Below are 13,885 nucleotides of genomic sequence, written 5' to 3'. Positions count from 1 at the left end.
CCGACCGGACGGTTGATTTTAAGACGTTACCTGTGCGGTAATGCCGTCGGGGAAACCCTAATGCGCTGTATGCGTATTGGCTTGCGATGGCTGAGGTCCACGCTTGGCGTCGAGCAATCGTGAGCCAATGCGGAGGCGCTTGACGTGTCACGACGACCGCCGGGATCGGGATCGAGAGCCCTTGTTGTCTCTGGAACTGTATCGATGTGGAATGACCCGAGCGAAAAACCGGGCTCGTTTTCGGGCGGATTTCTCGTGGCCCCAAAATCGTCTTGCGCGCGCGGGCATTTTCAAGGGCAGACTTTGTGTCGACTCGAGCGTGCGCACAATGTGCCGTTTCCAGGGCCGCGTTTGAGAATTCGTCGCAAACCGTCAAAATGTCACCGGTCTGGGCGCGGTGGCCCGAGCGTCCCCGGGGCGCTGGGCGGGCGTCAGCCCGACGACGTCGGCGCGAGCCCCGGACACCACGCCGCGGCACGCAACACACCACGACGCCCGTCGGCCTCGCGCTTGCGCAGCGCCGTGAAGCTGCGCCTCGCGCTTGTGGAATGGCATGCGTGGTCCACCGTCTACACCTACCTACCCTCGGAAGACCGATTATGAGCACCCTCCCGATTTCCTTCGATGACGTCGCCGCTGCGCACGAGCGCATCCGTGGCGTCGCGCACCGCACGCCGGCGCTCACGTCGCGTACCGCCAATGAACGGGCGGGCGCGGAACTCTTCTTCAAGTGCGAGAACTTCCAGCGCATGGGCGCGTTCAAGTTCCGTGGCGCGTATAACGCCATCGCGCAGTTCACGCCAGAACAGAAGGCGGGCGGCGTCATCACGTTCTCGTCGGGAAACCATGCGCAGGCGATCGCGTTGTCGGCGAAACTTCTCGGCGTGAAGGCCGTGATCGTGATGCCGCACGACGCGCCCGCGATCAAGGTCGCCGCGACGCAAGGCTACGGCGGCGAAGTCATCTTCTACGACCGCTACACCGAGGACCGCGAGGCGCTAGGTAAGCGTCTCGCCGCCGAGCGCGGCCTCACGCTGATTCCACCCTACGACCACCCGCACGTGATGGCCGGGCAGGGCACCGCGGCAAAGGAACTCTTCGAGGAAACCGGCCCGCTCGACATGCTGTTCGTTCCGCTCGGCGGCGGAGGCTTGCTCTCGGGATGCGCGACGGCGGCACACGCGCTCGCTCCTGCGTGTACGGTGATCGGCGTCGAGCCCGAGGCGGGCAATGACGGCCAGCGCAGCCTGCAGACGGGTTCGATCGTCCACATCGACACGCCCAAGACCCTCGCCGACGGCGCGCAGACGCAGCATCTCGGCCAGTACACGTTCGCGGTGATTCGCGAGCGCGTGCGCGAGATCGTCACGGTGAGCGACGCCGAACTCGTCGACACAATGAAATTCTTTGCGAGCCGCATGAAGATCGTCGTCGAGCCGACTGGCTGTCTCGCGGCGGCGGCGGTACTCGAAGCGAAGGTGGACGTGCGCGGCAAACGTGTGGGCATCGTATTGTCGGGCGGAAATGTCGACTTGCTGCGTTTCGCGGAGCTGGTTGGCGCGTAACGCTGGCGGCAGGGCGCCTCGGCGCGCCCGTTCTTCGCTCGGCCAGGCCGTTCGGCGAGCGCAGCGCACGTGATCGTGACGTGGGTGTTTGGGCCCGGGTGCGCCGGCTGCGGATGGATCCCGCTAGCGGCGCACCACCGCGCTGGCCGCGTGGGTGGATAGTGGGCGCACGTCCTGGCGAGCGGGGTCGACCCGATACTCACTACGGTCGGGTGTCAAGAAAGGATCATTGGAATGGGGTGCTCTGTTAATTAATTTTCATAACTAATCTAATTTCCGATTTAAAGGATACCTGACGTTTCGGAAATCTCCGATGTCGGCAGTCTTGATTGGATGGTCAGATACAAACCCTCGCTGCCTGGTGTTGCCATCGACGGCGGGAAGCAAAGCAGGTTGCAAAACAGGCAGCACAGCGGACGTTTCTCCGCATCGCTGTGAGTGCGCCTTCCGGATCCATCCATCATCGAGAGATTGCCAACGTGAAGCTACGCGTCGTTTTGGCGGACGATCACCCTTTCGTTCTGCTAGGTGTGCGCGCCGCGCTGAGCGAGTCGGACGGGATCGAGGTCGTCGGCGAGGCGTCCAGCCCCGCCGCGCTCTTTCGCATACTGGCCACGGTGCCGTGCGAGGTGGTGGTCACCGACCTCACGATGCCTGGCGGCCCGGACGATGCCGAAGATGGACTGTTTCTGGTGCGGCGGCTGCGCCGCGACTGCCCGTCTCTGCATATCGTCGTGCTGACCAGCATCACGAATGTCGCCATCCTCCGTGCCGTGATGCATGCGGGTGTCTCCGCAATCCTGAAGAAGAGCGAGTCCATGGACGAACTGATACGCGCTGTGCGCGGCGCCGGCTGTGGCCCCGCGTACGTCGGCAGTTCGATTCAGCGCGATCTCGCAATCGCAGGCCTGGCGGGCGCCAGCAGTACGAGAGTGCCGCGCCTCTCGCCGCGTGAGTCGGAAGTGGTGCGCCATTTTGCAGGTGGCCACTCGGTCAGTGAAATCGCGAGGATTCTCGGCCGCGACGTTCGCACGGTGAGCCGCCAGAAGCGCGATGCGATGACGAAGCTCGGTGTCAGTAACGACCCAGGACTCATAGCTCTGGTGCGGGTATACGGCCTTTCATGATCGCGCGTTCGACGCTGGCGGGCCGGTCGCTGTCGACCGCGGTCCCCTTGTTTGCCAAGCCACGCAACAACGCGCTGCGAGGCCCGTCGCGCAGCGAGCCAGTTTATGCCATGACAGATATCACCGAATACACTGCGCCGGTACGGGTGATCGTCGCGGACGATCACCCGCTCGTGCTGTTTGCGCTGGAGAGCCTGATCACCAGCTTTGCCAATCTGCAGATCGTTGCGCGTGCGCAGACGGCGTCGCAGCTCTTTGAAGAGGCCGCGCGCCAGGATTTCGACCTCGTGGTTATGGACCTGCACATGCCTGGGCAAGGCGGTGAGGAGGGGTACGACGTACTCCGGCGCTTCCGGCAGCGTTTCGCGCAGAAGGCGGTCGTGCTCCTGACGATGGAAACCAATGCCGCCGCGCTGCGTGAGGCGCTGGAACTGGACGTCGATGCCGTGCTCAGCAAACGCGACCGCATCGATCTCATTCCGGTTGCGATCGCGTCGGCCATCGCACATGAACACTACGTAGGGCCCGTTGTACGCGACCTGCTGCTGCAGGCGTCGCGCGCGCAGCGTCGTGAAAAGGTGCATCAGATATTGTCGCGACGCGAACTGGAGGTATTCACTCATTACGCCTCCGGCCTCGGCGTGACCGAGATCGCCGGTCTGCTAGGGCGCAGCGTCAAGACGATCAGCGCGCAGAAGTGTGCGGCCATGAAAAAGCTGTCGCTCGACAACGACGTCGAGCTTTACCGTTTCGCGGAGGAGTGCGGCGTTGCACACGGTGCGCCTTCTTGAGCCTCGCATCCACCTGATTGCCAGCGATCCATCCGTTTATGCAAACCGCCATCGGGTCTCAGAACCGTATTCAGCGCGTTGATGAGTTGCGCACACCGGTGCGCGTGATCATCGCGGACGATCACGAATGCGTGCGTGTCGGCGTGGCGGGGTTGCTGAGCGCGTCGTTACACATGACCGTGGTCGCCGAAGCGCACGACACGCAGACGCTTGCCGAACAACTCGACCACTATCCCTGCGACGTTGTGGTGTCGGACGTATGGATGCCGGGCATGCACGGCGAATATAGCTCGCTCGCCATGCTAAGGCGGCTCATACGCGGGCGGAGGGGGCCAGCGGTCGTGGTGCTCACCATGGTGTCGAGTGCGCCAGTCCTCACTGGCCTGTTGCAGTTCGGCTTGACGGTTATCGTCGACAAGCGCGATGTGCCGTTTTCGCTGCTTCCCGCCATCGAAGCGGCGAGCTGCGGAATCCCCTATCTGTCCGATTTTGCACGCACGGCACTGCAGCGCGCCGGCAACCGGTGTCCGCCGTGCGCCGGTGTTCCTAGCGCACGTGAATGGGAGGTCTTCCAGCTTTACGCGCAAGGCATGCCGATCCGCGAGATTGCGTCACGGCTCGGGCGCAGCGCCAAGACCATCAGTACTCAGAAGCGCAGCACCATGCGCAAGCTCGGTCTCGAAAGCGAGCGCGATCTCATGGACTTCGCCAAGCAGATCGGCCTTACGTGAGCGATCGCCCGACGTGATCTGTCGGAATATCCCGCGAGCTAGTCATAACTATGCCGCCCCATTTTAAGAGCCGTCCTATTCGATGCGTGCCGAGTAGTCCAGATAATGCTTCGCTCAACTCATATGCGTCAGAGATTGTCGGTGATGCTTACGAATCCTGACAGGCGCGATGGGACGTATCGGTTACCCCCTACAGACGAGCAGTGCCTGCACGGCATGAAGCGGGACACGGAGGCGGAATAATGAAGCTCGGTATGCGGTTGGGGATTGAAGCGGCCGGTTCCGCGTGGCTCGTGTTCGCCGGTTGCGCGAGCGCCGCGATCAACGTTAGCGTTCCCATGCAGGGCAGGAGTGTGTTCGAAATGGCGGCGGCGTTCGGTCTCGCGTTGTGCGTGGCGACTTTTGCCGCCGGCCGCATCGCGAGTGCGCATTTCAACCCGGCCGTCACGATCGGTTATACGGTTGCGGGGCGCTTTCCCGTGCGTGACGTCGCACCGTACATCGCCACGCAGACGATCGGCGCGATTGCGGGGGCTGCGCTGCTTGCCTTTGTCGCGGGCGGGCGTCCGGGCTTCGCGGTCACGGTTTCCGAGTTAGGCGCCAACGGTTACGGTGAACATTCGCCAGGCGAGTACGCGCTTCATGCCGTGTTCGCCGTCGAGTGCGCCCTGTCGTTCGCGTTCGTTGCGATGCATCTGATCATGTCCGTCTCGCCGAGGCGCCGCGCGTCGGCGCCGGTCGCGCTGGGCGCCTGTCTCACGGTGATCTGCCTGATCGCCATTCCGGTCAGCAATGGCGGGATCAATCCCGCGCGTTCGACCGGTCCTGCGCTGTTCGTCGGCGACTGGGCGCTCGACCAACTGTGGCTCTTCTGGGCTGCGCCGATGGTGGGCGGCATCTCGGCAGGACTCTGCCACCGGTTCGTGTGCCAGCGGCGGGCGAACACGCGCCATTCCGGCAGGTCATACGGCAACGCCTGAGGGCAGGGCCACAACATAGTGTCGATGTCGCACAAGCCATCCCTCGCTGATAGTGTCTTCGGGCGGGTGCGGGTGGTGTTCTTCGGGGTGTTTGTTGCACCCGTTCTCGTGCTGGGAGGCGGACTATCGCCCGCGTTCGCGGACGACTCTGTGCGCGCGTCGTCGGACTTTGGTGCCGCAGCCGAGGCGGGCGCGGTGCCGGTAAGGCTAACACCGGCGATGCAACCGAAGCTCATCGTCGGCGTGGTGGCCGGCGGGCGGCCACCGCTCGAGGTACTCGACGGCGGGAAGCTGACCGGCTTTAGTGCGGATTACCTGCGTCTGCTCGTCGGCACGGGTGCTACGCTGGTGCCCCGCGTGTTCGCCGACATGCCTGCACTGCTGAACGCAGCATGCAGAGGCGAGATCGACATCATCATGAGTCGCTTACGCGCGCTGCAGCGCGACCACTGCCTCGCGGTCACGGCGCCGTACCTGAGCGGCAACAGCGCGTTTGTGACCCGCGCGGGCAACGAAGGCGTGGCCATGTCGGCTGCCAGGCTCGCGCATGCCCGGATCGCAGTGGAAAAGGGCTTCGTCCTCGAAAATGTGCTGCACGAGCAATTTCCGCAAGCCCGTATCCTCGCCTATGCGAGCACGCCGGACGCGCTGCATGCCGTTGACGTGGGTGCCGCGGACGCCTACGCAGGTTTCGCGCCGGCCGTGCGATACGAGCTTTCCCAGGACACGTTTCGTGACCTTCGCCTCGCCCACGAAGAACATAACCGCCTGCAACATCTGCGATTCGCTGTGCCGCTATCGAAGGAGGCGCTGCGCGACCGGTTGAACGCGGCGTTCGCAGGCGTGCGGCCTGCCGACGCCGCGACGGTGCGCGCACGCTGGCTTGCGGAAACTGCCACGCCCGCGGCGTCCACGTTCAGGCTCAGTGACGATGAGCGCTCGTGGCTGAGCGCGCTGCCTGCGCTCAAGGTCGGCATCGACGCCGACTGGCCTCCGTTCAGCGGCGGTCGATCACGACGTCAGGGTGGGATCGCCGGCGACTACCTCGACTATCTGGCGCGCGCGCTCGGCGTGACGTTCCAGCCCGTGCCGTTTTCGAACTGGCACGATGTGGCCGATCCGTTCAGCCGCGGCGAACTGGCCTTGCTCGCGACGGTCGCGCACGATGCAACCGTGGATTCGTCTGCGCTCTTCACGCAGCCCATCGAGCACTATCCGCTCGTGCTCGTCGGCCGAAGCGAAGAGCCGATGGCGCGCGGCATCGATGATTTCGCTGCCCGCCGCATCGTGCTGGCGCCCCATATGCCTGCGCTGTCGCGGATCCTCGCCGACGTGCATGCAGTGCACGTCGTGCGCGCGTCGAGCGTGCAGGCCGGGCTCCAGATGGTGGCGCAAAATCAGGCTGACGTTCTGGTCGGCAACGCGGCCGCACTCGACAACCAGCTGAGTCGTCAGTACGCAGGCACGCTGAAGGTGCTTGGCGTGCTCGGCACCAACGAAGCCGTCAGCCTCGCCGCGCGCCCCGACCTTGCGCCGCTCGTGGGGTTGATCGACCGCGCGCTGACTGCGATGCCGCCCGCGGAACGCGAGCGGATCCGCAACCGCTGGGTGACGGGGGGGGCGGGCGTGACCGGCGGTTGGAGCGTGAACGCGTTGCGGCTGCTGCCGTTCGTGATCGTGTTCGGCGTGGTGCTGCTCGTGACACTGCGCGCTTATGTGCTGCTGCAGCGCGAGATGCGCCGTCGCCAACGCGCAGAGCACATTCTTGCCCGGCAGGTGGAACTGCAGGACACGGTGATGGAGATGATCCCGTATCCATTGGGTGCGCGGGATCTGGCGGGCCGCTACATCGCCGTCAATCGCGCGTACGAGGAGGTGACCGGGCTACAGCGCGCGCGCGTCATGGGCCGTGACGGCATGTCCGTGCAGGCGTGGGGCGCGGACAATGACGGACTTGTGGAAGAGCTCTTCCAGCGCGCCGTCCGGGAGGGCGGAAACCAGCGCGTCGAGCTGGCCTTCGACGGTCCCGACGGCGATTCTCGCCACGGTATCTTCTGGATGCGTTTGTGTCGCGATGCTCACGGCGAGCCATTGTGCGTGCTCGGCACGATGATCGACATCACCGAAATTCGCCGCGCCGAAATGCGCGCGCGCGAATCGGAACGGCTGCTCTCGGACGTTACGCGCTCGTTACCGGTGCTCGTGTTCCGGTTGCGGCGCTCGCCCCACGGCGCGTATTCGTTTCCGTATCTGGGCGGCGACTCGCAGCGTCTGCTCGGCGACGACGTCCAGCAACTCATGCGCGCCCGCACGCTCGATGTGGTCCGGGTGCACCGGCATGACCGCAAGCGTTTGCGTGCGCAGCTTGAGCGCTCGGCGCGGCGGGTCGAACCGGTGAATGCCGAGTTTCGCTACTTCGGCGGGGCCGGTCTGGTGTGGGTGCGTGCGGAATTCGTGCCGCACGTCGAAGAGGACGGTGCGGTCCTCTGGAGCGGGTATGCAGTCGATGCAAACGTCGAGCACGCGCGCGCCGACGAACTGGCGCGTGCGCGCGATCTGGCCGAGGCGGCTTCGCGCGCGAAGGACGAATTCCTTGCCATGATGAGCCACGAGATCCGAACGCCGATGAATGGCGTGCTGGGTCTCGTCGAAGTCCTCGAGCGCACGCCGCTCAATCCCGATCAGACGCAGATGATCGGCATGGTGCACGAATCGGCGGGCGCGCTGCTGCAGATACTGGATGACCTGCTCGACTACTCGAAAATCCAGGCTGGCCGTCTCGACATTGCTTCGGAGCCGTTCGACGTTCGCGAACTCGTCGACAATGCCGTCGGCCTGCTTGCTGGGCGCGCACACGAAAAAGGCTTGAAGGTGCGCGTCGACGTCGAACCCGGCGTCGCGGCCACGCTGCGCGGCGACAGCGTGCGACTTCGGCAGATCCTGTTCAATCTGCTGAGCAACGCGATCAAGTTCACGTCGCGCGGCGAAGTGAGCGTGCGCGTGTCGGCGCAAGACGTGCCGGACACAGGCGCGCACGCGCGACAGATCCTGTCGCTTGTCGTGGCGGACACGGGCATCGGCATTGCTCCCGACGCGCAGACCCGGCTCTTCGAACCGTTCGTACAGGGCGAAACGTCCACGACGCGGCGCTTCGGCGGCACGGGCCTCGGCCTGACCATCTGCCGCAGGCTCGCCGCGCTAATGGACGGTACGCTGGAGTTGGAAAGCGCGCCTGGGCGCGGAACGGAACTGACGCTGCGAATCGAACTGCCGGTCGAGATGCAGTCGGCCGTTTCGCCGGGGTTGCGCGGCAAGCGTGCGCTGGTCGTGTGTGATGACGAGCGCGTGGCCGCCGCATTGATGCATTTCGGCGATACGCTTGGGATGCACATGACGAGCGCGTCGGACACTAACCTCGATGTGAGCAACATGAGCGCCAATGCCGGAATTGATCTCGTGCTTGCGTGCGATTCGTGTGCGGCCGACGTGTCCGGCCTCGGCGCAGTCGTCATCGGCTTGACCGACAATCCGAAGCCGACCGGCTATCGCGTGGCTGAGACCGGTGTTCGGCTGAGCGTCAATCCGCTTAGCTGGCGTGGACTGAGTGCGGCATGCGCGATGGCACTCGTGCGGCCGCAAGTCGTGCCCGAGCGTTCCTCCGGCGCGCTTGCGCCCGCGCTCGCCGTGCCCGATCGCGAGAAGGAGCGGGCGATGGGCCGCCTGATACTGGTCGCGGAGGATCATCCGGTGAACCGGGAACTGATCAGCTATCAACTTGCGTTGCTTGGTTTCGCCTGCGATGTGGTCAACGACGGCGCAGAAGCGCTTGAAGCGCTGGAGAAGAATCACTACGGTTGCCTGGTTACCGACTGCCATATGCCGAACGTATCTGGCTACGATCTCGCGCGGCGCGTGCGCGAAATCGAGCGCAGGCGGGGCGGCACGCGGCGTCTGCCGATCCTCGCCATCACGGCGAACACCGCGCCGGAGAACCTTCACCTGTGCCGTGAGGCGGGCATGGACGACTGCATTATCAAACCCACGCGCGTCGCGACGTTGCGCGAGCATCTTGCGCACTGGTTCGGCGCGCAGGGCGTGAATCGAGCTGCGCCGGAACCGGCTCCTGCGGCTGGGCCGGAGTTGCTGAAGCCGGTTGCCGCGGGCGCGATTGAGCCGCTCGATCTGGCTCGCATGATCCAGGTGTGGGGAAGCGAGGCGATCGTGAAGGCGCTGCTTGACGCGTTCGTGTCAGCATTTCGTGACGATCTGGATGCGTTGGTGCCGCTCCTCGAAACCGTCGATGTCGCGCGCCTGCGCGAATGGCATCATCGCGTGGCTGGCGCGGTGGGCGTGCTGCAGTATCCAGCGCTGCACGCGCTACTCGATACGTTCCGCGGTCGCATCAATGCATACCGTCGTCATATGAACAGCCAAATCGCGGCGCAGTTGCGCGAGGCAGGGCGTGAACTGATTAGTACGTGCAACACGATACTCGATGCCATCGCGCAGCAGGCGCGGTCCATGGCTCAACCCGTGGAGTGACACAGGCGGCGACCGGGTTGGATTCCGGCGAAATCCGGCTGAACACGCGCCTGAACAGGGCAAAAAAAACGCGGCCGAAGCCGCGTTCAAGCTTGGAGACCCTTCGATGAAGAGTCACTTCTCGCAATTTCAAGATTAGACGCACATCAGAAAAAAAGCGAGATAAAAACGCTTAATTATCTATTACAGGAAATTGCAGGAATCGGTTATGGGGACTCCGTCTGATTCCGGAACCAGTCGACGGTGAAGTCGACGAACGAGCGCGTCTTTGCCGGCACATGCCGGCGGCCGGGATAGACGAGTGAGAGCTCCCTGTCCGCGCCACGGATTGTGTAGCCGCCGAGCACGCGGACAACGGCGCCGCACGCGAGATCCTCCACAACCTGATCCGAAGGAAGAATTGCGATCCCCATGCCCGCAAGTGCCGCCTGTCGCTGCATCACGGCGTCGTTCACAGCATAGACGGGCTCGATGCGTATGGTATTGCAGGCTCCGTCGGGGGCCACGAATTGCCAGTCCTCCCCGTGAATGTCGGACGACGGCGCGAGTACCGTGTGCTGCGCGAGTTCGGCTGGACAGTGTGGCACGCCCTGGGTTGCCAGGTAGGCGGGCGCGGCGACCATCACGGGTGCGATCGTGACGAGCGGACGCCGGATCAGCGTTCCACCGCTCACTTGGTGCGGTGCAACGATGCCCGCATCGAAACCCTCTTCAATCAGGTCGACTGACCGGTGCAGCAGCGTGAGACTCACGCGAACCTGGGGGAACGCGGCGAGAAAACGCTGGAGCAGCGGTGTGAGGCCGTTGATCGAGAACGATGCGTAAGCAACGAGACGCAGCGTCCCCGACGGAACCGCGACGCCATGCGCAATCTGCGTTTCGATGTGCTCCAGATCGTCGAGCACTTGCCGGCACCCTTGTGCGTAAGTCGCACCCGCTTCGGTCAACGACACGCTGCGTGTATTGCGGTTGACGAGCCGCGTCTTGAGGTGCGCTTCGAGCAGTGCGACATAGCGCGTGACCACCGCGTTGGAGAGGCTGAGGCTGGCGGCAGCGCGACCGAACGAGCCATGTGCGGCGACGCTCAGGAACACGCGCATCGCCTGAAGCTGATTCATCGATCTGGGGGGCGTCGACATCGAACGGTGGGTTCTCCTGCAACAGGTGAAGTGAAAGCGGTAGGGGCACGGAGGAAGTTCCATGCGGGACTCGTTTGCATGCCGTGCCAGATAGTACCGACATGGGTATGTGTAGGGGAATGGGACGCTTCTGAATCTACTGCTTGTCTCAAATCGGTCATGTCGCCTTTCGACAACGCTTTAACGAGATACGGGCGAACGCAGCGTTGCGGCATGAAAGTGAGATAGGTCGGGATCATTGCGATGCAGGCGATTGCGGCGCTGGTCACTTCATTATTCGACTTCCTCAAAAGAGCTTTTGAGCTTATGCGGGGTGGTTGATGCAAAAGTGTCGCCCATAAACTCAGGGATGCATATCAAATCAGCGCTGCGTCATAGCGGCATGTGACATGGCGATAGCGGCAGTGCGCCGGTGTCGGTGTCCACTTTCCCAGAAGGGCATAGCATCAAAGGAAGGATATGAAGAAGACTCTGATTCTCGCGGCCGTGACCGCGACGTTTGCATCGGCATCCTACGCGCAAAGCAGCGTTACGCTGTACGGCATTGTTGACGCCGGCCTCACGTACACGACCAACATCCAGGGCCACCACAATTTCGCTATGACCAGCGGAAACATCCAGAACAGCCGCTGGGGCTTGCGCGGCATCGAAGACCTCGGCGGCGGCCTGAAGGCGGTCTTCAATCTTGAAAGCGGCTTCGACACGTCGAACGGCTCGCTGAACGGCGCGATGTTCAACCGCCAGTCGTACGTCGGCCTGCACCATCAGGACTACGGTACGCTCACGTTGGGCCGCCAGTTCGACTCCGTGGTTGATTACGTCGGTCCGCTCATGGCCGTCGGCACATGGGGCGGCACCTACACGGCGCACGTTCTCGACAACGACAACGGCAACGCCACGTTCTCGATCAACAACTCAGTCAAGTACACCAGCCCGAACCTTTCGGGCTTCGAGTTCGGTGGCCTCTACGGCTTCTCGAATCAGGCGGGTGGCTTCGCGAACAACCGCACGTATAGCTTCGGCGCGAGCTACAAGTACGACGGCCTGCAAATTGGCGCGGCCTGGCTGCAGGCGCAGGGAATGGACTTCAATGGGGCCGGCTCGGTATCGGGTTCGCCGCTCGCCATGTTTAACCTGAATCACCGTCAGCGCGTGTGGGGTGCCGGCGCGAGCTACACCTACGGTCCGTTGGTCGGCGGCGTCGTGTTCACGCAGTCGCGTATCAACGACGTCGGCAACAACTCGCTGCGCTTCAACAACATCGAAGGTAACGTGCGCTACAACCTGACGCCGGCGCTCGACATCGGCGCGATGTACACGTACACCAATGCCAACGGTTCGGACTCGGTGCTCAACACGAACGGCAGCCGTTCGGCACACTGGCATCAGTTCGCGCTGCAAGCCGATTACTCGCTGTCGAAGCGCACGGACGTGTATCTCGAAGGCGTGGGCCTCTGGGGTTCGGGTGAGAATGCGGTCGGCATGACGCAGATTGGTTCCACGACGTCGGGAGGTGTCTCGTCGTCGAAGAACCAGGGCATCATTACGACGGGTATTCGTCACCGCTTCTAAAGCGGCCTGACTGGTTGAATAAAAAGGAGCGCCGTTCGAGGCGCTCTTTTTTGGTTCATCGCAGGAAACCGTGGAGCTTTAGGGAGCGATTGCGTACTCTGAGCTGACTTTATGGAGGTCAGGAGGCAGAGTTGNGGTTCATCGCAGGAAACCGTGGAGCTTTAGGGAGCGATTGCGTACTCTGAGCTGACTTTATGGAGGTCAGGAGGCAGAGTTGCTCGATCGCAAGGCACTTCAGGCGCTAGGCTGCTGGACGGGTTATCGGCTCGAACGTGTGGACTGGCCGCAAGGCGACAGCCATACACTCTCGCTGTATCTGAAGCCGGCAAGCAAGGTCATGTACTGCGAGCAATGCGGGGCGCGTTGTTCGCAGATTCATGAGACCACGGTTCGACGGGTGCGTGATCTGCCGCTGTTTGAGTACCGGGTGGTTCTGCACGTGCCGCGCCGGCGAGTCTGGTGCGAACGCTGCGGTGGTCCGCGACTGGAGAAGCTGGACTGGCTGGGTCGCTACCAGCGAGTGACCGAGCGGTTTGCCAGGGCCTGCGAGAAGCTGCTGCAGGCAGCCAGCGTACAGGCAGTGGCTGCCTTCTACGATCTGGGCTGGCACACAGTCAAATCGATCGACAAGATGCGCCTGCGAGCCCGTGTGGCCGAGCCGGACTGGTCAACGATCCGCTATCTGGCCATGGACGAGTTTGCGCTCCATAAAGGTCATCGCTATGCGACGGTCGTGGTCGATCCGATTGGGCGGCAGGTGCTCTGGATCGGGCCGGGGCGCTCGCGCGAGACGGCCCGCGCCTTCTTCGAGCAGCTTCCGGAGGGCGTCGCCAAACGCATCGAGGCGGTCGCGATCGACATGACGACGGCTTACGAACTGGAGATCAACGCGCATTGCCCGCAGGCCGAGATCGTCTACGACCTGTTTCATGTCGTCGCCAAGTACGGGCGCGAGGTCATCGATCGGGTGCGTGTTGATCAGGCCAACCAGCTGCGCCATGACCGGCCAGCGCGCAAGGTCCTGAAGTCCAGCCGCTGGCTGCTGCTGCGCAACCACCACAACCTGAAACCTGAGCAGTCGGTGCAACTGAGGGAACTGCTGGCCGCCAATCAGCCGTTGTTATGCGTGTACGTGCTGCGCGACGAACTGAAACGGCTCTGGTTCTACCGCAAACCCGCCTGGGCGCAAAAGGCCTGGGAGCAGTGGATCGAGCAGGCAAGTCAAAGCGGAATCGCTGCCCTCCAGCTGTTCGCCCAGCGACTGCAGAGCTACTGGCACGGCATCATGGCGCGCTGTCGCCATCCGCTGAACACCAGCGTCGTCGAGGGCATCAACAACACCATCAAGGTCATCAAGCGTCGAGCTTACGGGTACCGCGACGAGGAGTACTTCTTCCTCAAAATCCGCGCCGCGTTCCCCGGTAATCGTCGATGAACC

Annotated in this window: 9 protein-coding genes; 8 read left to right on the top strand and 1 reads right to left on the bottom strand. The window is 63.4% G+C overall.

Annotated features, from left to right (window positions below; all coding sequences use genetic code 11):
• Window positions 1–599 precede the first annotated feature (599 nt).
• The 6 genes from D1Y85_RS25950 to D1Y85_RS25925 all read left to right on the top strand — a co-directional run bounded on the left by D1Y85_RS25950 (window position 600) and on the right by D1Y85_RS25925 (window position 9,736).
• On the top strand, window positions 600–1,565 hold the full coding sequence (locus D1Y85_RS25950) for a threo-3-hydroxy-L-aspartate ammonia-lyase (protein ID WP_124153938.1): 966 nt from the start codon (window positions 600–602) through the stop codon (window positions 1,563–1,565).
• A gap of 329 nt (window positions 1,566–1,894) precedes the next feature.
• Window positions 1,895–2,692, top strand: coding sequence for a response regulator (locus D1Y85_RS25945; protein ID WP_342773488.1), 798 nt, complete (start codon window positions 1,895–1,897; stop codon window positions 2,690–2,692).
• Between the two features lie 110 nt (window positions 2,693–2,802).
• Window positions 2,803–3,483 (top strand): response regulator, encoded by a 681-nt coding sequence (locus tag D1Y85_RS25940; RefSeq protein ID WP_124153937.1) that lies wholly within the window; start codon window positions 2,803–2,805, stop codon window positions 3,481–3,483.
• Between the two features lie 86 nt (window positions 3,484–3,569).
• Window positions 3,570–4,214: a response regulator gene (locus tag D1Y85_RS25935; RefSeq protein ID WP_124153947.1), complete on the top strand. Its 645-nt coding sequence runs from the start codon at window positions 3,570–3,572 to the stop codon at window positions 4,212–4,214.
• Window positions 4,215–4,456: 242 nt separating this feature from the next.
• A complete protein-coding gene (locus D1Y85_RS25930) occupies window positions 4,457–5,194 on the top strand; it encodes an aquaporin (RefSeq protein ID WP_124153936.1) in 738 nt (245 codons plus the stop codon).
• A 24-nt stretch (window positions 5,195–5,218) separates the two neighbouring features.
• Window positions 5,219–9,736 (top strand): ATP-binding protein, encoded by a 4,518-nt coding sequence (locus D1Y85_RS25925; protein WP_124153935.1) that lies wholly within the window; start codon window positions 5,219–5,221, stop codon window positions 9,734–9,736.
• 206 nt (window positions 9,737–9,942) lie between these two features.
• Here D1Y85_RS25925 and D1Y85_RS25920 read toward each other — a convergent pair whose 3' ends face one another.
• Window positions 9,943–10,875, bottom strand: coding sequence for a LysR family transcriptional regulator (locus D1Y85_RS25920; RefSeq protein WP_246025055.1), 933 nt, complete (start codon window positions 10,873–10,875; stop codon window positions 9,943–9,945).
• Window positions 10,876–11,334: 459 nt separating this feature from the next.
• Between D1Y85_RS25920 and D1Y85_RS25915 the strand changes: the two genes are divergently transcribed.
• Both D1Y85_RS25915 and D1Y85_RS25910 read left to right on the top strand, forming a co-directional pair.
• Window positions 11,335–12,447 carry a porin gene (locus tag D1Y85_RS25915; protein ID WP_124153934.1) on the top strand — a complete coding sequence of 371 codons (1,113 nt, stop codon included), beginning with the start codon at window positions 11,335–11,337 and terminating at the stop codon, window positions 12,445–12,447.
• 214 nt (window positions 12,448–12,661) lie between these two features.
• The gene (locus D1Y85_RS25910) at window positions 12,662–13,882 is read left to right on the top strand and encodes an ISL3 family transposase (protein WP_124153933.1); all 1,221 of its coding nucleotides are present in this window, start codon (window positions 12,662–12,664) and stop codon (window positions 13,880–13,882) included.
• The last annotated feature ends 3 nt before the right edge of the window (window positions 13,883–13,885 follow it).

It is taken from the genome of Paraburkholderia dinghuensis (genome assembly GCF_003837865.1).
GTDB lineage: Bacteria > Pseudomonadota > Gammaproteobacteria > Burkholderiales > Burkholderiaceae > Paraburkholderia > Paraburkholderia dinghuensis.
Note: the sequence above shows the minus strand (reverse complement) of the source record. Positions and strands in the feature narration are given on the sequence as shown.

What these genes read in the sequence shown, in the direction of transcription:
- D1Y85_RS25950 (WP_124153938.1), top strand. Translation starts at nt 600, where the DNA reads ATGAGCACCCTCCCGATTTCCTTCGATGACGTCGCCGCTGCGCACGAG.
- D1Y85_RS25940 (WP_124153937.1), top strand. Translation starts at nt 2,803, where the DNA reads ATGACAGATATCACCGAATACACTGCGCCGGTACGGGTGATCGTCGCG.
- D1Y85_RS25930 (WP_124153936.1), top strand. Translation starts at nt 4,457, where the DNA reads ATGAAGCTCGGTATGCGGTTGGGGATTGAAGCGGCCGGTTCCGCGTGG.
- D1Y85_RS25925 (WP_124153935.1), top strand. Translation starts at nt 5,219, where the DNA reads ATGTCGCACAAGCCATCCCTCGCTGATAGTGTCTTCGGGCGGGTGCGG.
- D1Y85_RS25920 (WP_246025055.1), bottom strand. Translation starts at nt 10,875, where the DNA reads ATGTCGACGCCCCCCAGATCGATGAATCAGCTTCAGGCGATGCGCGTG.
- D1Y85_RS25915 (WP_124153934.1), top strand. Translation starts at nt 11,335, where the DNA reads ATGAAGAAGACTCTGATTCTCGCGGCCGTGACCGCGACGTTTGCATCG.